General features: G+C 52.2%; 18 protein-coding genes, 1 tRNA gene and 1 pseudogene. 19 read left to right on the top strand and 1 reads right to left on the bottom strand.

The features are described 5' to 3' along the window. Positions 1–11: 11 nt before the first annotated feature. From cysN to rpoS, 11 genes are all read left to right on the top strand, one after another. Complete coding sequence (cysN, locus tag UC14_RS05675; RefSeq protein WP_013574009.1) at positions 12–1,439, top strand: sulfate adenylyltransferase subunit CysN; 1,428 nt, start codon at positions 12–14, stop codon at positions 1,437–1,439. A gap of 1 nt (position 1,440) precedes the next feature. Beyond that, positions 1,441–2,064 carry an adenylyl-sulfate kinase gene (gene cysC, locus UC14_RS05670; protein ID WP_013574010.1) on the top strand — a complete coding sequence of 208 codons (624 nt, stop codon included), beginning with the start codon at positions 1,441–1,443 and terminating at the stop codon, positions 2,062–2,064. A gap of 59 nt (positions 2,065–2,123) precedes the next feature. Then, entirely contained in the window at positions 2,124–2,504 is a 381-nt protein-coding gene (locus UC14_RS05665) for a DUF3561 family protein (RefSeq protein ID WP_013574011.1), read from the top strand. A gap of 167 nt (positions 2,505–2,671) precedes the next feature. Beyond that, positions 2,672–2,992, top strand: coding sequence for a cell division protein FtsB (ftsB, locus tag UC14_RS05660; protein WP_013574012.1), 321 nt, complete (start codon positions 2,672–2,674; stop codon positions 2,990–2,992). A gap of 2 nt (positions 2,993–2,994) precedes the next feature. Further along, the gene (gene ispD / locus UC14_RS05655; protein ID WP_112197360.1) at positions 2,995–3,714 is read left to right on the top strand and encodes a 2-C-methyl-D-erythritol 4-phosphate cytidylyltransferase; all 720 of its coding nucleotides are present in this window, start codon (positions 2,995–2,997) and stop codon (positions 3,712–3,714) included. Next, positions 3,714–4,187 (top strand): 2-C-methyl-D-erythritol 2,4-cyclodiphosphate synthase, encoded by a 474-nt coding sequence (gene ispF, locus UC14_RS05650; protein ID WP_013574014.1) that lies wholly within the window; start codon positions 3,714–3,716, stop codon positions 4,185–4,187. Before ispD ends, ispF begins: the two co-directional genes overlap by 1 nt. 22 nt (positions 4,188–4,209) lie before the next feature. Then, a complete protein-coding gene (gene truD / locus UC14_RS05645; protein WP_198670053.1) occupies positions 4,210–5,256 on the top strand; it encodes a tRNA pseudouridine(13) synthase TruD in 1,047 nt (348 codons plus the stop codon). Then, on the top strand, positions 5,237–6,001 hold the full coding sequence (surE, locus tag UC14_RS05640; protein WP_013574016.1) for a 5'/3'-nucleotidase SurE: 765 nt from the start codon (positions 5,237–5,239) through the stop codon (positions 5,999–6,001). The genes truD and surE overlap by 20 nt, the downstream gene beginning before the upstream one ends. Next, positions 5,991–6,617: a protein-L-isoaspartate(D-aspartate) O-methyltransferase gene (locus UC14_RS05635; protein WP_013574017.1), complete on the top strand. Its 627-nt coding sequence runs from the start codon at positions 5,991–5,993 to the stop codon at positions 6,615–6,617. Before surE ends, UC14_RS05635 begins: the two co-directional genes overlap by 11 nt. Positions 6,618–6,859: 242 nt before the next feature. After that, complete coding sequence (gene nlpD / locus UC14_RS05630; RefSeq protein ID WP_013574018.1) at positions 6,860–7,882, top strand: murein hydrolase activator NlpD; 1,023 nt, start codon at positions 6,860–6,862, stop codon at positions 7,880–7,882. Between the two features lie 51 nt (positions 7,883–7,933). Then, a complete protein-coding gene (gene rpoS / locus UC14_RS05625; RefSeq protein ID WP_013574019.1) occupies positions 7,934–8,920 on the top strand; it encodes an RNA polymerase sigma factor RpoS in 987 nt (328 codons plus the stop codon). A gap of 98 nt (positions 8,921–9,018) precedes the next feature. Here rpoS and mutS read toward each other — a convergent pair. Next, positions 9,019–11,573, bottom strand: a pseudogene (mutS, locus tag UC14_RS05620) (DNA mismatch repair protein MutS). A 422-nt stretch (positions 11,574–11,995) separates the two neighbouring features. Between mutS and UC14_RS05615 the strand changes: the two are divergent. From UC14_RS05615 to UC14_RS05580, 8 genes are all read left to right on the top strand, one after another. Beyond that, a complete protein-coding gene (locus UC14_RS05615; protein WP_112197359.1) occupies positions 11,996–14,656 on the top strand; it encodes a hypothetical protein in 2,661 nt (886 codons plus the stop codon). A 153-nt stretch (positions 14,657–14,809) separates the two neighbouring features. After that, positions 14,810–15,913 carry a lytic murein transglycosylase B gene (gene mltB, locus UC14_RS05610; protein WP_013574022.1) on the top strand — a complete coding sequence of 368 codons (1,104 nt, stop codon included), beginning with the start codon at positions 14,810–14,812 and terminating at the stop codon, positions 15,911–15,913. Positions 15,914–16,074: 161 nt separating this feature from the next. Beyond that, complete coding sequence (pncC, locus tag UC14_RS05605; RefSeq protein ID WP_013574023.1) at positions 16,075–16,569, top strand: nicotinamide-nucleotide amidase; 495 nt, start codon at positions 16,075–16,077, stop codon at positions 16,567–16,569. Positions 16,570–16,676: 107 nt separating this feature from the next. Next, entirely contained in the window at positions 16,677–17,741 is a 1,065-nt protein-coding gene (gene recA, locus UC14_RS05600; RefSeq protein WP_013574024.1) for a recombinase RecA, read from the top strand. A 171-nt stretch (positions 17,742–17,912) separates the two neighbouring features. Next, complete coding sequence (gene recX / locus UC14_RS05595; protein ID WP_370447458.1) at positions 17,913–18,551, top strand: recombination regulator RecX; 639 nt, start codon at positions 17,913–17,915, stop codon at positions 18,549–18,551. A 138-nt stretch (positions 18,552–18,689) separates the two neighbouring features. Beyond that, the gene (alaS, locus tag UC14_RS05590) at positions 18,690–21,317 is read left to right on the top strand and encodes an alanine--tRNA ligase (protein WP_015689392.1); all 2,628 of its coding nucleotides are present in this window, start codon (positions 18,690–18,692) and stop codon (positions 21,315–21,317) included. Between the two features lie 256 nt (positions 21,318–21,573). Beyond that, the gene (gene csrA / locus UC14_RS05585; protein WP_013574027.1) at positions 21,574–21,759 is read left to right on the top strand and encodes a carbon storage regulator CsrA; all 186 of its coding nucleotides are present in this window, start codon (positions 21,574–21,576) and stop codon (positions 21,757–21,759) included. Positions 21,760–22,084: 325 nt separating this feature from the next. After that, positions 22,085–22,177: transfer RNA gene (locus UC14_RS05580), tRNA-Ser, on the top strand. Positions 22,178–22,199: the final 22 nt, after the last annotated feature.

Raw genomic sequence — 22,199 nt, 5'->3', positions numbered from 1 at the left:
AGCCGCAGCTAATGAATAACGCAATTGCACAACAAATCGCGGAGCAGGGTGGCGTTGAAGCTTACCTGCACGCTCAGCAACACAAAAGCCTGCTGCGCTTTCTGACCTGCGGCAGCGTCGATGACGGCAAAAGCACCCTGATCGGGCGCCTGCTGCATGACACCCGTCAGATCTACGAAGATCAGCTGTCTTCTCTGCATAACGACAGTAAACGTCACGGCACCCAGGGCGAGAAACTGGATCTGGCACTGCTGGTGGATGGCTTACAGGCCGAACGCGAACAGGGCATTACTATCGATGTGGCTTACCGTTATTTCTCTACCGAGAAACGTAAGTTCATCATTGCGGACACGCCGGGGCACGAACAGTACACCCGCAATATGGCGACCGGTGCATCGACCTGTGATCTGGCGATTCTGTTGATCGACGCCCGTAAAGGTGTGCTGGATCAAACCCGTCGCCACAGCTTTATTGCGACCTTGCTCGGGATCCGCCATCTGGTGGTGGCCGTCAACAAAATGGATCTGGTGGATTACAGCGAAGCGGTATTCGAGCAGTTTAAACAGGATTATCTGGATTTCGCGCAGCAACTGCCGACCGATCTGGACATCAAATTTGTGCCGCTTTCCGCGCTGGAAGGCGACAACGTTGCCACACCAAGCGAGAAAATGAACTGGTACACCGGCCCGACGTTGCTCGACGTGCTGGAAACGGTAAACATTATTAACATTCGTGAACAGCAACCGATGCGCTTCCCGGTGCAGTACGTTAACCGCCCGAATCTTGATTTCCGTGGCTATGCGGGAACGCTGGCATCCGGTTCTGTCCGTGTCGGTCAGAAGGTGAAAGTATTGCCATCCGGTGTGGAATCTACCGTGGCACGCATTGTGACCTTTGACGGTGATTTGCAGGAAGCCTGGGCGGGCGACGCGATTACGCTGGTGCTGGCCGATGAGCGTGATATCAGCCGTGGCGACACGCTGGTCGATGCAGAAGAAACGGTTAAACCGGTACAAAATGCCAAAGTCGATGTGGTGTGGATGGCCGAGCAACCACTGAGCGTCGGCCAGAGTTACGACATCAAAGTCGGCGGCAAGAAAGCCCGTGCGCGTGTGGAAAATATCGAATATCAGGTGGAAATTAACTCGCTGACGCAGCGTGTGGTAGAAAACCTGCCACTGAATGGTATCGGACTGGTGGAACTGGCCTTCGACGAACCACTGGTGCTGGATAACTATCAGAGCAACGCGGTGACCGGCGGCATGATCTTTATCGATCGGCTGACCAACGTTACCGTGGGTGCTGGTCTGGTACGTGAAGCCATTGAACAGGTATATCAGGAATCGGATAAATACAGCGCATTTGAGCTGGAACTGAACAGCCTGGTTCGACGTCACTTCCCGCACTGGGGTGCGCGCGACCTGCTGGGTGGCAAATAAGATGGCGTCACAAGACAGCACTTTTTTAAAAGATGAGAATGTTGTCTGGCATCCGCACACGGTGACTCGTGCGGATCGCGAAAAGCAACATGGCCATCGTGGTGCGGTGCTGTGGTTCACCGGGCTTTCTGGCTCGGGGAAATCCACCGTGGCCGGTGCGCTTGAACAGGCGCTGTATGCGCAGGGCGTTAGCACTTATCTGCTCGATGGCGATAATGTCCGTCACGGACTGTGCCGTGATCTGGGCTTCACCGACGACGACCGGCGTGAAAACATCCGTCGCGTAGGTGAAGTGGCGAAACTGATGGTGGATGCCGGGCAGGTCGTGCTGACGGCGTTCATTTCACCTCACCGCGCCGAGCGTGAAATGGTGCGTGATTTGCTGGAAGACGGTCAGTTTATTGAAGTGTTTGTGGATACGCCGCTGGCTATCTGCGAGGCACGTGATCCGAAAGGTTTGTATAAAAAAGCCCGTGCGGGTGAACTGAAAAACTTCACCGGTATTGACTCAGAATATCAGCCACCGGAAACCCCGGATGTGCATCTTGATGGTGAACAATTGGTAACACAATTGGTGCCTCAATTATTAGAAGTGATGCGCCAGCGCGCTATTATCAATCCCTGAATGTTGCCGGCCAAACGTCACAGAGCGTGCCGGTTTACACTGAAATACAGGGATCATCTATGCAGGCGTTATTTAGCAGACTTGTCAGTCGGAACCGCGTGGATCGCACCGGGGAAATTACCCCCCGGACACGCGTGCCGATACCGGAAACCGACAGTGCAGACACCGAAGATCCTTCCTACTCCATGCAGGGCGGATTCATCGGGTTTGTCTTCTACTGGCTGGCGTTCGCGATCCCTTTTCTGGTTTATGGTTCCAACACCCTGTTTTTCCTGCTCTACACCTGGCCGTTCTTCCTGGCGCTGATGCCCGTTTCCGTCCTGATAGGCATTGCGTTCAGCACGTTCTTTGGCGGTGGCTGGTTTAAAACCTCTCTGGCCAGCGCGGTCTGCGTTATCGGCATGTTCTGGACAGTCTTCTCTTTCCTGTCTGGCTGGTGACTTTTCCTGGCGGTTTTCCCTGCAAATTCCCTTCACGATGTAACCCATTGTGTCATTCTCACCCTTAATTGCGTGCGTAAGTCTGATTCTCACCGGCTTTACCACTGCCACAGTGGAGTCAGAGGGAAAGTTGTGGGATGATTGTCCAGCTTTTTTAGGGGGCGGGGATGGGCAAACTAACACTGCTATTACTGATTTTACTTGGCTGGCTACAGTATTCGCTGTGGCTGGGTAAGAATGGTATTCACGATTATGTACGTGTAAACGATGACGTTCAGGTGCAACAAGTTAATAACGGCAAACTGAAATCACGTAATGATCAACTTTTCGCAGAAATCGACGATTTAAACGGCGGTCAGGAAGCGATCGAAGAACGCGCACGCAATGAACTGGGCATGATTAAACCCGGCGAGACTTTTTATCGTCTGGTGCCTGACAACAAACGTGCGCCTGGTAGCACCGTTTCGCAAAACAACCTGAATCAATAGCCATGAGCCATATCGCAGTTTCCCTTCCAGAGGTTATTGCCGTGTTACCGGCTGCCGGCATTGGCAGCCGTATGCAGGCAGAATGCCCCAAGCAATATCTTTCTATTGGCGGTAAGACGCTGATAGAACACTCAATTTGCGCTTTGCTGCAAAGCGGCAAAGTCAGTCAGGTTATCGTGGCATTAAGCCCGCAGGATACGCAATTCGAACAACTTCCCATTGCCCGTGATCCGCGTATTCGCGTGGTTGCAGGCGGTGCGGAACGTGCTGAGTCGGTGATGGCCGGGCTGGATGTTGCCGGAGACAGCGGCTGGGTGTTGGTACATGATGCCGCGCGCCCGTGTCTGCATCCTGACGATCTCCATAATCTGCTGGCGATTGCCACCACCAGTAAAGTGGGCGGGATCCTTGCCGCCCCCGTGCGCGACACGATGAAGCGTGGTGAACCGGGCATTACAGCGATTGCACATACGGTCGATCGTCAGGACCTGTGGCATGCACTGACGCCGCAATTTTTCCCGCTCGAATTACTGAAAACCTGCCTGCGCCGTGCACTCAATGAAGGTGCGGTGGTCACAGATGAAGCCTCGGCAATGGAATATTGCGGTTTTCATCCTATGCTGATCCCGGCACGGGCCGATAATATTAAAGTCACGAGGCCAGAAGATCTGGCCCTGGCTGAATTCTATTTAACCCGCTTATCCCAGGAGGAGAACGCATAATGCGTATCGGTCACGGTTTTGATGTACATAAATTTGGCGGCGAAGGCCCGCTGGTGATCGGTGGTGTGCGTATCCCTTATCCGCAGGGTTTACTGGCGCATTCAGATGGTGATGTTGCCCTGCACGCGGCTACGGACGCACTGCTTGGTGCCGCTGCGCTGGGAGATATAGGTAAACTTTTCCCGGACACTGACCCGGCATTCAAAGGTGCTGACAGCCGCGAACTGCTGCGCGAAGCCTGGCGCCGTATCCGTGCAAAAGGCTACAAGCTGGGCAATCTGGATATCACGATCATCGCACAGGCACCGAAAATGGCTCCGCACATCCCGCAGATGCGCGTGTTTCTGGCAGAAGATCTGCAATGTCATATGGATGACGTCAACGTGAAAGCCACGACAACCGAACAGCTGGGCTTTACTGGCCGTGGCGAAGGTATTGCCTGCGAAGCCGTTGCTCTGCTGATTAAGGAATGATGTTGTGGAAGATTACCGCATGATAGATATGTCCCGTCTCACCTGGTTGCTGGGCGAGCCTGTTGCCACCGGCCTGCTGAAAGCCAATCCCGAAGACTTTATTGTCGAAGAGGATCTGGGTTTTGAGCCGGACGGCGAAGGTGAACATCTGTTGGTGCGGATCCGCAAAAATGGCTGTAACACGCAGTTTGTCGCGGAACAACTGGCGAGATTTGCCAAAGTGCATCCGCGCGATGTCAGTTATGCCGGTCTCAAAGACCGCCATGCCGTTACCGAACAATGGTTTTGCCTGCATCTGCCGGGCAAGACTGATCCCGATTTAAGCCAGTTTGATCTCGAAGGCTGCGAAGTTGTCCGCGCCTCACGCCATCGCAAAAAGATGCGTATCGGTACGCTGAAAGGCAACGCGTTTACGCTGGTGCTGCGTCAGGTAAGCGATATGGCTGATGTCGAGGCGCGTCTGGAAAAAATCACTCAACAGGGCGTACCGAACTATTTCGGCACCCAGCGTTTTGGCCGTGGCGGCAATAATCTGGTGCAGGCGAAACGCTGGGCAACCAATGAAGCCCGTCCGAAAGAACGCGCGAAGCGCAGTTTTTATCTTTCCGCCAGCCGTAGTGCGATGTTCAATATCGTCGCCAGCCAGCGTCTTGCCGCGGGGACCGTGCGTCTGCCGATGCTGGGTGATGCCCTGCAACTGAGTGGCCGTGGCAGTTGGTTTGTGGCGAAAGCCGACGAGTTTGAATCGCTGCTACCGCGCGTTGAAAACGGTGAATTGCTGGTAACCGCACCGTTGCCGGGAGATGGCCCGCTGGGCACACTCGAAGACGCTGAAGCCTATGAGCTGGCCTGTCTGAATGGTCAGGAGGATTTACTGTCGCTGCTTAAACGTGAGAGGGTCGAACCGGCACGTCGTGCCATCATGCTGCAACCTTTGCAGATGCAATGGCAGCGCTGGGATGATGTTACTCTGGAACTCAAATTCTGGTTACCGGCCGGCAGTTATGCCACCAGCGTGGTGCGTGAACTGATGAATCTGGATGAAAGTGATGCGGATATTACTGAGTAACGACGACGGCGTACTGGCTCCGGGTATACAGGCGCTGGCGTCAGCACTGCGTGAATTTGCTGACGTGACGCTGGTGGCCCCTGATCGTAACCGTAGCGGCGCATCTAATGCGTTGACGCTGGACGGCCCGTTGCGTATTCAGTCTTACCCTAACGGGGATACCGCCGTAATTAACGGTACGCCGACCGATTGTGTGTATCTTGGCGTGAATACGCTGATGCGCCCTAAGCCAGATATAGTGGTCTCTGGCATCAATGCGGGGCCGAATCTGGGTGACGACGTCATCTATTCCGGTACGGTCGCCGCCGCGATGGAAGGCCGCCATCTGGGCTTTCCCGCGCTGGCGGTCTCACTGGACGGCCATCAGCATTATGACACGGCGGCGATCATCACCTGTCGGATCCTCAGGGCTCTGGCGCGTGAGCCTTTGCGTACTGGCAAAATTCTGAATATTAACGTCCCGGATTTGCCACTTTCGCAGATCAAGGGGATCAAGGTGACGCGTTGCGGTAGCCGTCATCCGGCCGAGCAGGTATTTTGTCAGCAGGACCCGCGTGGTCAGGACTTGTACTGGATTGGCCCGCCGGGGGATAAATTTGATGTCGCACCTGATACTGATTTTGCTGCTGTCGCGCAAGGTTATGTTTCAGTGACGCCACTTCAGGTGGATTTAACCGCCTATGCGGCTCAGGATGTCGTGGTCTCATGGTTGGAAAAGGCCGGGGTGAGCGCGAATGGTGAATAAACCGATGTACAACCTGCTGGAACAACTTCGCCAGCAGGGCATTCATGATGAAAAACTGTTGCATGCCATAGAATCTGTGCCGCGTGAGCGTTTCGTGGATGAGGCATTTCAGCATAAAGCTTACGAAAACACTGCGTTGCCTATTGGCTCCGGTCAGACCATTTCTCAGCCTTATACCGTGGCGAGAATGACCGAGCTGCTGCGCCTTGAACCCTCTTCACGCGTGCTGGAAATTGGCACCGGGTCAGGCTATCAGACTGCGATTCTGGCACACCTGGTTGAACATGTTTTCTCGGTTGAGCGCATCAAAGGGTTGCAGTGGCAGGCCAAAAGACGCCTCAAGCAACTCGATTTGCATAATGTCTCCACCCGTCATGGTGACGGCTGGCAGGGCTGGCCTTCGCGTGGCCCGTTCGATGCCATTATTGTCACTGCTGCACCTCCTGAAATACCTCAAGATCTACTGCAACAACTCGATGATGGCGGCGTATTAATTCTGCCCGTGGGCGAAGAAAATCAAACATTGCAACGGGTCACACGACGTGGTGATGAGTTTGTTGCAGAGACTATCGAAGCCGTTCGTTTTGTCCCGCTGGTGAAAGGCGAGCTCGCCTGAAACCGGTGATAAGCCGATCCCAGCAGGACTAACCTCTTAAAATTTAAATACAACTGTTATATGGTGCTGTACTGGCGATGTTGATAGCATCCACTACAGTTTTTTATGGCACAGCGGCATTTGGGCAAAGGCCTGAATGAGCATGTTGCCTGCCCGCACCGTGTCTGATGACACGAAAAGCGCCAGCTGGCGCGGTGTGCGAGGTTAAAGAGATATTCTGAGATTGCCGTAACGGGGGAAATATGAGCACGGGAAGCCCAATAAAAACACTAAGCCGCATTGTAATGTGTACTTTTATCAGTGCCTGGATGGCGGGATGTACGAACAATTCAACGACATCTGCACCCATCAGCAGCGTTAATGGCGGCGGTGGCAGTGGCAATAGTAGTCAGAATACTCTGAATTCCACTCCGCAAATGGCGCCTGCTGTCGGCCCTGGCGGACACATTGTGTACAACCGCAGCTATAACTCAATCCCTAAGGGAAGTTACAGTGGCAGCACCTATCAGGTGAAGCGTGGCGACACTCTGTTTTATATTGCATGGATCACGGGCAATGACTTCCGCGACCTGGCCGCGCGCAATAATATCCCAGAGCCATACAGCCTCGAAGTTGGCCAGACAATCCAGATAAATAACGTCTCTTCCGCAGCAAGTACCGGGGGTGCGATAGCGGTCACAGATGCCACAAATGGCGGTGTTCCGAAAGTTCCAACCGGGGGCATGCTCACAGGTTCTGTGGTTGCATCTCAACCAACTACCACGTATTCTGATTCTTCTGGTAAACAGAATGTAGGCAAGATGTTGCCTTCATCAGGTGCAGTTACTACCACCACAACACCTGTTGCTGTAGCCAGCACTCCCGTCGCCACATCTACAAATAATGGCGGTCCGGTTTCCTCCTGGAAATGGCCGACTGACGGGAAAATTATCGATAATTTCTCAGCTTCTGAAGGGGGAAATAAGGGGATCGATATTGCTGGTTCGCGTGGACAGTCTGTCGTAGCAACCGCCTCGGGGCGTGTGGTCTACGCCGGTAATGCTCTTCGCGGTTACGGTAATCTGATCATCATCAAACACAATGATGATTACCTGAGCGCCTATGCACATAACGATACAATGCTGGTCCGGGAACAACAAGAAGTGCAGGCGGGTCAAAAAATAGCGACTATGGGTAGCACCGGAACCAGTTCAGTAAGATTGCATTTTGAAATTCGTTACAAGGGGAAATCCGTAAACCCGCTGCGTTATCTTCCGCAGCGATAAATCGGGGCAGAGCATCGATTCTGCCCTCGGGACCACGGGTAGGAGCAGCTTATGAGTCAGAATACGCTGAAAGTTAACGAGTTACATGATGATGTAGATTTCGATGAGAACAGCGCTGAAGCCTTTGACGAGAAAGCAATAGTCGAAGAGACTGCCGACAACGATGCTGAAGAAGAATTGTTGTCGCAGACTGTAAGCCAACGAGTGCTGGATGCCACTCAACTGTACCTCGGTGAAATCGGTTATTCCCCTCTGCTTACCGCAGAAGAGGAAGTTTATTTCGCACGACGCGCGCTGCGGGGAGATGTTCCTTCCCGCCGCCGTATGATTGAAAGTAATCTGCGTTTGGTGGTTAAAATTGCCCGCCGCTACAGTAACCGCGGTCTGGCACTGCTGGATTTGATCGAGGAAGGTAACCTGGGTCTGATCCGTGCGGTTGAAAAATTCGACCCTGAGCGCGGCTTCCGTTTCTCTACCTATGCAACATGGTGGATCCGTCAGACAATCGAACGGGCGATTATGAATCAAACCCGTACTATTCGTCTGCCGATTCATATCGTTAAAGAACTGAACGTTTACCTGCGTACCGCACGTGAACTTGCACATAAACTGGACCATGAACCGAGCGCTGAAGAGATTGCTGAGCAACTCGACAAACCGGTACATGACGTCAGCCGTATGTTGCGCCTGAATGAACGCATCACTTCTGTAGACACCCCATTGGGTGGTGACTCAGAGAAAGCGTTGTTAGATATTCTGGCGGATGAAAAAGACAACGGCCCGGAAGACACCACACAAGACGACGATATGAAACAGAGTATCGTGAAGTGGTTATTCGAGTTGAATGCAAAACAGCGTGAAGTGCTGGCGCGTCGTTTTGGCCTGTTAGGCTATGAAGCGGCAACGCTGGAAGATGTGGGCCGCGAAATCGGTCTGACACGTGAACGTGTTCGTCAGATTCAGGTAGAAGGTTTGCGTCGCCTGCGTGAAATCCTGCAGGGGCAAGGACTGAGTATCGAAGCACTTTTCCGTGAGTAAATAACTCACAGGCAATTGCCACAATATGCAGCATCCAATAAAAACGGTGGGTTAATCCCCACCGTTTTTTTATGCATCCGGTTCAGTTCAGCGGACGTTTACACCATATCTTTCAGACGATAGATCCATTCCAGCGCCTGACGTGGCGATAACGAATCTGCATCCAGTGACTCCAGTGCCTCAACTGCCGGAGATACTTCTTCGGTCAGTAAAGCCAGTTGCGGACCGTCAACTTTGCTGGCGGCAGCGTTGTTCGACAACGTTTCCAGCTCTTTCAGTTTCTGACGGGCGCGCTTAATCACATCACGTGGCACACCAGCCAGTGCGGCAACGGCCAGACCATAACTCTTGCTGGCGGCGCCATCCTGTACGCTGTGCATAAACGCGATAGTGTCACCGTGTTCGATAGCATCCAGATGCACGTTGACGGTGCCTTCCATTTTTTCCGGCAGGGTGGTCAGCTCGAAATAATGGGTGGCGAACAACGTCATGGCTTTAATACGGCTGGCGAGGTTTTCCGCACATGCCCATGCCAGCGACAAACCATCGTACGTTGATGTCCCGCGCCCGATTTCATCCATCAGCACCAGGCTGTTTTCCGTCGCGTTGTGCAGGATATTCGCCGTCTCTGTCATTTCCACCATAAAGGTCGAACGCCCGGAAGCCAGATCGTCCGCTGCACCGACGCGGGTGAAGATGCGATCCACCGGCCCGATGACGCAGTCTCAGCGGGAACATAGCTGCCGATATGCGCCATCAGAACAATCAGTGCTGCCTGGCGCATATAGGTACTTTTACCGCCCATGTTCGGACCGGTGATAATAAGCATCCGTCGCGCCGGAGACATGTTCAGAGGGTTGGAGATAAAGGGTTCGCTCAGCACCTGCTCAACCACCGGATGGCGACCGCCGGTAATATTAATACCCGGTTTTTCACTCATGGTCGGACAGGCGTAATTCAGTGTGTAAGCACGTTCCGCCAGATTGCTCAGCACATCCAGCTCGGCCAGCGCGCTGGCGCTTTGCTGTAATGCAGACAGGTGCGGCATCAGCAAATCGAACAACTCTTCGTACAGCGCCTTTTCCAGAGACAAGGCTTTACCTTTGGAGGTCAGCACCTTGTCTTCGTACTCTTTCAGCTCAGGAATGATGTAGCGCTCGGCATTTTTCAGCGTCTGGCGACGGACGTAATGAATCGGCACCAGATGGCTTTGCCCACGGCTGACCTGAATGTAATAACCGTGAACGCCGTTGAAACCGACTTTCAGCGTATCCAGCCCCAACTTTTCACGTTCGCGGATCTCCAGACGATCGAGATAATCCGTCGCGCCGTCTGCCAGCGCACGCCATTCATCCAGCTCAGCGTTGTAACCCGGTGCGATTACGCCACCGTCACGCACCAGAACCGGCGGGCTTTCGATCACAGCGCGTTCGAGCAATTCCACCAGTTCGGTAAAGTCACCGGTTTGCTCCACCAGCGTTTTCACATGAGCTGCTTCGGTTCCCTGCAAGATCTCGCGGATTTCCGGCAGTTGCTGCATCGCATGACGCATACGGGCCAGATCACGCGGACGTGCGCTGCGCAGTGCCAGACGTGCCAGAATACGCTCGAGGTCGCCGACCTGACGCAGCACCGGCTGTAAATCGGCGGTGATATCCTGTAACGCACCAATCGCCTGCTGACGATGCGTCAGCAGTTTGATATCGCGGCTCGGCATGTGGATCCAGCGCTTGAGCATGCGGCTGCCCATCGGCGTTACGGCCTGATCCAGCACTGCCGCCAGCGTGTTCTCTACACCACCCGCCAGATTTTGCGTCAGCTCAAGATTACGGCGCGTGGCCGCATCCATAATAATCCCATCCTGCTGGCGCTCCATGGTGACGCCACGGATATGCGGCAGCGCAGTGCGCTGGGTATCTTTTACGTATTGCAGCAGACAACCGGCAGCACGCAGCGCCTGAGCCGCCTGCTCAACGCCGAAGCCGCTCAGATCGCGGGTACCGAATTGCAGATTGAGCTGCTGTTTCGCGGTTTCCAGCTCGAATTCCCACATCGGACGGCGGCGCAGGCCACGGCGGGAGGAAATCAGCGACATGGCTTCAAAGCTTTCCGGGTAGAGTAATTCCGCCGGATTGGTGCGCTGTAATTCGGCTGCCATGGTTTCCAGATCGTCAGGCTGTGCGACGCGGAAACGGCCGGAACTGATATCCAGCGTGGCATAACCAAACCCGCGCCCGTCCTGCCAGATAGCCGCCAGCAGGTTATCATGACGCTCGCTGAGCAACGCTTCGTCACTGACGGTGCCCGGCGTGACGATGCGTACGACTTTGCGTTCAACCGGCCCTTTACTTAGGGCCGGGTCGCCAATTTGTTCAGCAATCGCGACGGATTCCCCTAGCTGGACCAGTTTCGCCAGATAACCTTCTACCGCATGATAAGGCACGCCCGCCATCGGGATCGGCTCACCGGCAGAAGCGCCGCGTTTGGTCAGGGAGATATCCATCAGCTGAGATGCGCGTTTCGCATCGTCATAAAACAGTTCGTAAAAGTCACCCATGCGATAGAACAGCAGAACTTCCGGGTTCTCAGCTTTCAGACGCAGATACTGCTGCATCATCGGGGTGTGGGCATCCAGGTTTACATTATTTGTCATAGACTTAATCTTTTTAATCCATTTTTCGACGCGATGGGTTTAAGGATTTTTTCTGTTGCGTATCTTAGCCCAGCGGGCAAGAAGCTGTCACAACTAAAAATGGAAAGCATCGCGCAAACCAGACATGTAACACCCCCTTCGTTTGCAGAGCGTAAAGGTCAGGGGATTTGAACATGTTGCAACGGGCGTAATAATAGAGTTTTTATTTTTTTGAGAATAATAATAAGGGGGTGATAATAATAAAAAACGTGCCGTTATATTAATGGGTTAGTTGTTCGTAATATTATTAATAATAAGTATATAAAATGAATTAAGTGTGGATATGAATGTTTTACTCCTCTGCTAGGGTGATGGCTGTTCCCGGATGACCTTATTAATACGGGATTTTCCACGCTATTTATCCATCTTTGCGGAGAAGTATTATGCAATTGCAATTTAAATTAAACATGATCAACGATGCCTGGTATCCCACTCTCGATTTGAATGAGATTAAATCAACGTCTGGCGGCGCGGTTGATATTAAAGAAAAGTTAGTGATCGTATTTTCAGCACCCGGAAAAATAACTGCCGGTGATATTAATGTCGAAACCAATCCGTGGAAACCGCTCGGCACGAAAGTGGAATCCACGGAAGTTGGCGGCGGGATTTTTGATGTCAAAGTGACGATTGAGCCGACCGATGGACAGCCTGTAGGCGATGCCATTCAGAAAATTCATATGGGGCTGAACGTCTCCTCTGCGGATTCGCCTGCCTGGTCTGATTTCCGCGAAACCTTTGCGCTGGCCGCTGATGAAGAACCGGGTGTTACCGGTGAATTGTCGGTCAGTTGTCCGCCGTTGCCTGCCGGGCTGACAAATGCCGCACTCGAACTGCGTCTGGTGCGCGGCGATAAAACATTGCGCGTTTTGCCAGAGTTTGGTCACGTCTCTAAATTTTCCGTCAATGCGGGGAATTACAGTGTCTTTGCAGCAGAATTAAGCACGGAAGACGGTACTGTCCGCGTGCCTGTCAATCTCGGACAGACAGAAATCACCATTGATAAAGGCCGTACCACCTCGCTGGCCGTCACTTTCGGCGCTGTGGATCGCAGTACAACTATTGATGTGGCACTGAATTTCTCAGGCATTGCCGGTTTGCGCGATGAAGAGCTGACGCTGATTTGCAGCGAGAACGGCACAGATAAACTGAGCCTGCCAGTACGCTCCGGCCAGCAATATCGTCTGGAACATTTACCTGCTACCGGCCGCTTTGAAATCCGTATTGCCGATTTACGTCTGAACAATATTCATTATCTGTTTGATGATTACGACGGTCAGTTCGACGGCCAGTATCACAGTATTAACTTCACTCAGGCGCAGGTCAGCCAGCGTGGTGATTCACAGCCAAATGCTGCGAAGCTGACGGTCAGTGTGAAAGCGGAAAGCGCGGTCAGTAAATCCATTTCCCTGCGACTGACAGACAATTCCGCCACACCTCGTCAGTACCGCTTCGATGCGATTGCCGCGCAAAATGGCAGCATTGAGCAGCCAGTTCTGGTTGTGCCGGGTTCTTATACCGTGGTCTCGGGAACCTTTATTCACAACGGCATCGTACATTACGTGGATGTCAGCCCTCAGCCGTTACTGGTCAGCGCGAATGCACCGGCACAGCTGAATGTGACGATTGTGAAAGGGGCGAATCTGCACGTGAAAGGTTTCCCTGAGTTCCTCACCTTTGGTGCCTGCGCCAATATGGTGCCGACTAACGTGGATGATTTTGCCGCGGCGCGTGTCTCTTCAATTTTCAAATATTCCGGTGATGACGGCATGGGCGATGCGGGCGATTATCTGTCACCGTCTAAAGAACCGACGCTGCAAATTATTAAAATGGCACGGGACGTCTCCGCCAAACTGAATGAACCCGTGTTGCCGCTGATGGTGTCTTACACCTGTAACTTATCATTGGGTGACGTGCCGAATATTATTGCCGATCCGGTACGCCATAAATTCAGCTTCGCCAACTTTATTCAGTCGTTGCAAATGGCGCAATCCCAGCAGGATGCGGAACATCCGGTACCAGCCGGGTATATTGTGAATCCGGATTATCTCGGCGAATGCCAGAAATACGGTTTCCTGCCAACGTATGAAATTCCGGTTCGTCAGCCTCTGAGCGAAGCACTTGCCCACCACAATGTGAATGTGCAGGTTCCGGCAGGCATCACCAATACCCTGAAAGGCTATATCCGGGCGGTAAACTGGCTGACGCGCGTGGTTGCGCCAGACGTCGTACTCGGCTGGCAGGTCAACCTGTGGGGAGTGGCAGGTTCGCAGTGGATTTATAAAGATTTCGTCTACGATGATGTTTTTGATGCCGCTGACGGGCAACATAAAAAAATGACGGTTGATCCGTTCACTGCGGGCAGACTGACGGCGCAATATGCATTGCTGGTCGGCGTGTTTGATGACATCGAATATATCCGTGCTGACGGTTCTCCTGATGTGGCGAAAGGCGCTGATTTTATGGCCGCTGACCGTTACGAAGCCGATGATTTCACTATCCGTTCATATGCCAATGGTTATTGTTATTCGCCATACGAATGGGAGCGTACGTTCGATTTCTGCGCATCCTTAAGTCGCCACCTGCGTCAACCGGTTCTGCCATGGCAGATCCCGGCCAGCCATCTGCCAACTTCCGCAGATGAGGTTAATGCTGATTTCAACACCCAGAACTGGGGCAGCGGCGGCAGCTACCTGATGGGGCATTCCGAAATTGGTGCCTCGGTGGATGCCATCCATGAACGCCTCCTGCCGCTGAAATTCGATGCCGCTTATGCCTCAATGATGGGCCACGACACCCGGGAACTGTTCTCCCGGCATTCATGGGATCTTTCCACACCTAAGTATCTGGATTTCCCGTCACGCGGTATTTTCCATGTCCACCTGGGCGGCGGAGCGACGACCGGGGTGATCAGCGGCGTGGGTGATGCCAGCAGCTGGATGCGCAACAAGCTGAAAGCTTATCGTGATAATCCGGTGAAATTTGATGAAAGCAGTACGCTTAAATCAGGCAGCCAGTGGCGTTCCAAGACGCCGTCGGTGAAATAATTACGCAGTATTTTTAACACGTGCGGGTCCGTTACAGCGGGCCCGTCACTTAGAATTTTTGTACCTTGTAAAGACGATGATTTTCAGTTTTTTCGGCTTTAATAATGCTCTACCATATCCGCACCTCTTTTATTGCATGGTTACGGATATCCGATGCGCCACCTGGCAGTCATTCTTCCCCTGGTTCTTACACTTTCTGCATGTAGCAGTAATAAGCCCGCACCTCAACCTGAAGGCCCGCGAAATCCTTTTTCCGATGGAAGAAATGCCAGCGCGAATACGGTTCCCGCTGGTGGTTTTCTGCTGCAGGCTGAGCACACCGGTGCCGTCCAGACCGGTGATTTCGCCTATGATCCGGCCATGAACCAGTTTGTTGACAAAATGGTGCGCGAGCACGGATTTGACCGTCAGCAATTGCATGATGTCCTGTCGCAAACCAAACGTCTGGGATTTGTATTACGACTGATGGATCAGCAGGCGCCATCTGGCCCGCCATCTACCGTGCCGAATGGCGCATGGAACCGCTATCGCAGCAAATTCATTACGCCGGATAACGTGCAAAACGGCGTAGTGTTCTGGAATCAGTATCAGGATGCGTTACAGCGTGCGGAGCAGGTTTACGGCGTGCCGCCGGAAATCATTGTCGGGATTATCGGTGTGGAAACCCGCTGGGGACGCGTAATGGGTAAAACCCGCATAATCGATGCGCTGGCGACCTTATCCTTTGCTTATCCGCGCCGGGCAGAATATTTCTCCGGCGAGCTGGAAACCTTCCTGCTGATGTCCCGCCGTGAAGGCGATGATCCGCTGAGTTTACGTGGTTCCTTTGCGGGTGCGATGGGCTACGGCCAGTTTATGCCATCCTCTTATAAGGACTACGCTGTAGACTTTAACGGTGATGGTCATGCCAACCTGTGGGATCCGATTGATGCCATCGGCAGTGTTGCCAATTATTTCAAGGCACACGGCTGGACGAAAGGCGCACCGATTGCGGTGCCGGCAGCAGGCCAGGCGCCTCTGCTGGAGAATGGCTTCAAAACCAAGTATCCGCTGTATACGCTCAAAGCAGCGGGGCTTAGCCCGCTGGGTTCACTGGGCAATTATCAGGAAGCCAGCTTGCTGCGCCTTGATATGGGCACTAATTACCAGTACTGGTACGGATTGCCGAATTTCTACACCATCACCCGCTACAACCACAGCGTGCATTATGCGATGGCGGTATGGCAACTGGGTGAAGCGGTGAAAGCCGCGCGCTAACGCCGGTGAGTTAATCTTTCATGAGGGCCGCAGATTGTGGCCCTTCTTTTTCTTTTTATTCCAATTCTGAATACATCGCGCAAAACGCTTCGACGGGACTCACAGACCGGAAGAGAAATGCTAACATCGGGTCAGTTTCAGATGACCCGCCAGGAGAGAGTATGAGCGAAAAACGTTTACATGAACTGAGTGTGGAAATCGGGGCGGCGCTGAAAGCGAAGGGATGGTGGGTAACCTGTGCGGAATCCTGTACCGGTGGCCTGATTGCCAAAGCGATTACCGATATTGCCGGAAGCTCCGCCTGGTTTGACCGCGGATTTGTCACTTACAGCAACGCGGCCAAGCATGAATTGCTGGGCGTTTCTGAAAGCACGCTTGAGCAATATGGCGCAGTGAGTGAGCAGGTGGTGCATGAAATGGCACTGGGCGTGTTACATGCTGCGGGTGCTGATGTGGCGGTTTCGGTCAGCGGTATCGCCGGCCCTGACGGGGGTTCTGCAGAAAAACCTGTGGGCACTGTCTGGTTTGGATTTGCCGGAAAAGACGGACGGGTTCTGACCGCGAAACAGCAGTTTTCCGGCGATCGCGAAGCAGTGCGTTTGCAAGCTGCTGTTTTTTCGTTACAAACTGCATTGCGTGAGTTTATTAAAAATTAGGCTTGATACTGTATGAGCATACAGTATAATTACTGCCAATTACCTGTACATAAATTATATTCAGTGATGCAGGCGGGATGTTCCCCTGTATCAGACGAGGAGTAAAAATGGCTATTGATGAGAACAAGCAAAAAGCGTTAGCTGCAGCACTGGGCCAGATTGAAAAGCAATTCGGTAAAGGCTCCATCATGCGTCTGGGTGAAGATCGCTCCATGGACGTCGAAACGATCTCTACCGGCTCTTTGTCTTTGGATATCGCGTTAGGTGCTGGCGGCTTGCCAATGGGCCGTATCGTTGAAATTTATGGTCCGGAATCCTCCGGTAAAACCACGCTGACTCTGCAGGTTATCGCTGCTGCACAGCGTGAAGGCAAAACCTGTGCGTTCATCGATGCAGAACACGCGCTGGACCCTATCTACGCTAAAAAACTGGGCGTCGATATCGATAACCTGCTGTGTTCTCAGCCAGATACCGGTGAACAGGCTCTGGAAATCTGTGATGCGCTGACCCGTTCAGGCGCCGTTGACGTTATCATCGTTGACTCCGTTGCCGCACTGACGCCAAAAGCTGAAATCGAAGGCGAAATTGGTGACTCTCACATGGGCCTCGCAGCTCGTATGATGAGCCAGGCGATGCGTAAGCTTGCGGGTAACCTGAAAAACGCCAATACCCTGCTGATCTTCATCAACCAGATCCGTATGAAAATCGGTGTGATGTTCGGTAACCCGGAAACCACCACCGGCGGTAACGCCCTGAAATTCTATGCCTCTGTACGTCTGGATATCCGTCGTATCGGCGCTATCAAAGAAGGTGATGTGGTTGTCGGTAGTGAAACACGTGTGAAAGTCGTGAAGAACAAAATCGCCGCACCCTTTAAACAAGCTGAATTCCAGATCCTGTACGGCGAAGGTATCAACATCAACGGCGAACTGATCGACCTGGGCGTTAAGCACAAACTGATCGAGAAAGCGGGTGCATGGTACAGTTACAACGGCGAGAAGATTGGTCAGGGTAAAGCGAACTCTTGTAACTACCTCAAAGAAAACCCGAAAGTTGCTGCTGAACTGGACAAAAAACTGCGTGATATGCTGCTGAGCGGCACCGGTGAATTGAGCGTTGCGACTACTGCTGAAGACGCTGACGACAACATGGAAACCAGCGAAGAGTTTTAATTTCGCGGTTGTCTGACAAAGACATTTGAAGGGCAGGGGACTTTGTCCGCTACTTTCAACAGTCGTTAAAATGCCAGTCTGGTTTCCAGACTGGCATTTTGCATATCAGGGGGAAATCTTATGCCCGATGAAAAAATACTTAATGAAAAAATCGTCGACCTGAAAAAATTGCTGGAAGACGTTGCGCAAAACAGTGAGTCCACGCTGTTTGAGCCGCAGAAAAAAGACGGTGATGCAGCGAAAATCAACACGCTGATTAACCGCGCTATGCGCCTGCTTTCTCAGCGTGATCACGGCGAAACAGAGTTGCGCCGCAAGTTGCTTATTCCACCAATGCCTTTTGTTAAACCTCAGAATAAGAAAAACAGCTGGTCATCACGTAAAAAAGCGGAGCAAAATGCGTTTGCTGAAGAAGAGGTGGTGAGAGCTAAACCTCAGCCGCGGCCAGTGCCAGAAGAAATTGCGGAAGAACATGTGCAGGCGGTGATTGACTACTGCTATCAGCATCACTGGCTCGATGATGCCAAATTTGCCAGCCGTTATATTTCCGGTCGCAGTAACAAAGGTTACGGTGCGCAGCGCATCCGTTCGGAATTACTGCAAAAAGGCGTCGATAAAGAAATCATTACAGTGGCGCTGGAAAACACTGAGGTAGACTGGTGCGTTCTGGCGCGGGATTTGGCCGTCAGGAAATTTGGTGAAAATTTACCGACTGACTGGAAAGAAAAATCAAAAGTTCTGCGTTATTTGCTCTACCGGGGCTTCTTTCAGGAAGAAATACAGTCTATTTATCGCGATTTTGACGATTGACCGCATACGGTATTTTACTTCCCCGCGCAGAAATTTTATCTTATCCGCACTTTTTCGTTCGTGAGCTGAACAGATTGCTGCCATATGCAGCGTTATCCGGCTCAAGAGCCGTTCTTCCAGCATGATTCCGGGACATTTATGAGCAAGAGCACCGCTGAGATCCGTCAAGCGTTTCTCGATTTCTTCCATAGTAAGGGACACAACATTGTTTCAAGCAGTTCGCTTGTCCCGACAAACGATCCGACACTGTTGTTTACCAATGCCGGGATGAACCAATTTAAAGATGTTTTCCTCGGTCTGGATAAGCGTGATTACAACCGCGCCACCACATCTCAGCGTTGCGTCCGCGCAGGCGGTAAGCACAACGACCTCGAAAACGTCGGTTATACCGCACGTCACCACACCTTCTTCGAAATGCTGGGCAACTTCAGCTTCGGTGATTACTTCAAACACGATGCCATCAACTACGCCTGGGAACTACTGACCGGCGAAAACTGGTTTAATCTGCCGAAAGAGAAGTTGTGGGTCACCGTCTATGAGACTGATGACGAAGCCTTCGAAATCTGGGAAAAAGAAGTCGGCGTTCCAAAAGAACGTATTATCCGCATTGGCGATAATAAAGGCGGCGCATTTGCTTCTGATAACTTCTGGCAGATGGGCGATACCGGCCCTTGCGGCCCTTGTACCGAGATTTTCTATGATCATGGCGATCACATCTGGGGCGGTCCTCCGGGTTCTGCTGAAGAAGATGGCGACCGTTATATCGAGATCTGGAACCTGGTGTTCATGCAGTTCAACCGTCAGGCTGACGGCACCATGCTGCCACTGCCAAAACCATCCGTAGATACCGGGATGGGGCTTGAGCGTATCACTGCGGTTATGCAACATGTGAACTCAAACTACGACATCGACTTGTTCCAGAAACTGATCGCTGCGGTGGCAGAAGTCACTGGCGCGACCGATTTGAGCAACAAATCCCTGCGCGTTATTGCTGACCATATCCGTTCATGCGCATTCCTGATTGCGGATGGCGTTATCCCGTCGAATGAAAACCGTGGCTACGTGCTGCGTCGTATCATTCGTCGTGCGATCCGTCACGGCAACATGCTGGGGGCGCAAGACACGTTCTTCTACAAACTGGTTGCTCCGCTGATTGAAGTGATGGGGCCAGCTGCGACAGAACTGAAAGAACAGCAGGCGATGGTTGAGCAACTGCTGAAAACCGAAGAAGAACAGTTTGCCCGTACTCTGGAGCGCGGACTGGCGTTGCTGGACGAAGAATTGGCTGCACTGAAAGGCGACACTCTGGACGGCGAAATTGCTTTCCGTCTGTACGACACCTTTGGTTTCCCGCTGGATCTGACTGCTGACGTTTGCCGTGAACGTAATCTGAAAGTGGATGAAGCCGGTTTTGAAAAAGCGATGGATGTTCAACGCCGCCGCGCACGTGAGTCCAGCGGTTTCAGCGCAGACTACAACAGCATGGTGCGTGTTGACGGCGTGACTCAGTTCTCAGGCTACGAACATTTGCAGCGCCATTCCAAAGTCGTGGCGCTGTTTGTCGATGGGCAGCCAGTGAATGATATTCAGGCTGGCGTTAATGCTATCGTGGTTCTGGATGACACGCCGTTCTACGGTGAATCTGGTGGACAGGTTGGCGATAAAGGCATTCTGAAAACGACTACTGGCGTATTCTCTGTTTCTGATACCCAGAAATATGGAAAAGCGATCGGTCATCAGGGCGCACTGAGCGCAGGTAAACTGAGTATCGGCGACAGCGTCGAAGCAGAAGTTGATGTCGCCCGCCGTGACCGCATCCGTCTGAACCACTCGGCAACGCACTTGCTGCATGCCGCGCTGCGTCAGGTGCTGGGCAAGCACGTTGCTCAGAAAGGTTCTCTGGTTAACGATAACTATCTGCGTTTTGACTTCTCGCATTTTGAAGCAATGAAACCAGAGGAAATTCGCCAGGTAGAAGATCTGGTGAATGCCCAGATTCGTCGCAACTTGCCGATTCAGACCACCATCATGGATCTGGACGAAGCGAAAGAAAAAGGTGCAATGGCGCTGTTTGGTGAGAAATACGAAGACAGCGTTCGTGTGCTGAGCATGGGCGATTTCTCTACCGAATTGTGTGGCGGTACGCACGCCAGTCGTACCGGTGATATCGGCCTGTTCCGTATTCAGAGTGAATCCGGTACTGCAGCAGGTGTTCGTCGTATTGAAGGGATCACCGGTGAAAACGCGATTAATGCCCTGCATCAGCAAAGTGATTTGCTGCAGGATGTCGCGCATCTGGTTAAAGGGGATGTGAACAGCATCACCGATAAAATTCGTTCTCTGATTGAGCGTTCACGTACGCTGGAAAAAGAACTTCAGCAGGTGAAAGGTCAGCAAGCCGCGCAGGAAAGTGCATCACTGTCCAGCCAGGCGAAAGAAGTGAAAGGCGTTAAACTGTTGGTTCGTCAATTGGATAACGTAGAGCCTAAAATGCTGCGTACGATGGTTGATGACCTGAAAAATCAGTTAGGATCAGTGATTATTGTCCTGGCAACCATTGCCGATGACAAAGTCAGCCTGATTGCAGGTGTCACAAAGGATCTGACCGATCGTGTTAAAGCCGGTGAGCTGATTGCTTCTGTGGCACAGCAGGTCGGTGGCAAAGGTGGTGGTCGTCCTGATATGGCGCAGGCTGGCGGCAGCGATGTACAGGCATTGCCTGCCGCGCTGGCGACTGTTGAAGCCTGGGTTGAAGCTAAGCTGTAATAAGAAATAAATAGCTAACCATGAAAACGTCATAATGTATTGTGCTGTATGGCGTTTTCAGTCTTAATGGCAATGTAAGCTTCGCGATTAAAGTCGCGACAATGACGATATCGGCTAAACTTAAAGTACTCATGGCTGAAGTTGCAGGCTGCTTACATTTTATGTAGGGGTCATGGCTTACGTTTTACCCGCTTATGATCGATAATGGCCGGGAAACTGAGAGACCCGACTCTTTTAATTATTCAAGGAGCAAAGAATGCTTATTCTAACTCGCCGAGTTGGTGAAACCCTCATGATTGGCGATGAGGTTACTGTTACCGTATTAGGTGTTAAAGGTAATCAGGTGCGCATTGGTGTGAATGCGCCGAAAGAGGTCTCTGTTCACCGTGAAGAGATTTATCAGCGTATTCAGGCTGAAAAGTCACAGCAGACGAGTTACTGATTTACGAGGCGTCTCGCTAATGGCGAGGCGCTGAACCTCTTTTGTGTGTGTTATCCCTTATTCTTCCCTCGTTTTCCTGCGTTTTAGTTTTTAATTTCTTCCTGTGTCTTATCTCCTGAATTGTCTTTTTCTAAAAATGAAGGCGTTTTTTACGCGTTCGCGGCCTGTTATTGTGTTCAAACTGCTCAGGTTGCGCGTGAAATGTCCAAACGGGTGATTGTTAGGAAAAAAGGGTTTGACTTATAAGGGCCAGAAAGTAATATGTGCGCCACGCAGTGCCGATGAGCTTGAACAAAGTTAGTCAGCACACTCGCAAGAGGCGTATGGTGAGGTGGCCGAGAGGCTGAAGGCGCTCCCCTGCTAAGGGAGTATGCGGTCAAAAGCTGCATCCGGGGTTCGAATCCCCGCCTCACCGCCATTTAAAATGCACCCATAGCTCA

Origin of the sequence: Rahnella sp. NRRL B-41462 (assembly GCF_003263525.1) — a bacterium.
Classification (GTDB): domain Bacteria; phylum Pseudomonadota; class Gammaproteobacteria; order Enterobacterales; family Enterobacteriaceae; genus Rahnella; species Rahnella aceris.
The sequence above is the reverse complement of the archived record's forward strand: the minus strand, read 5'-3'. Positions and strand labels throughout refer to the sequence as shown.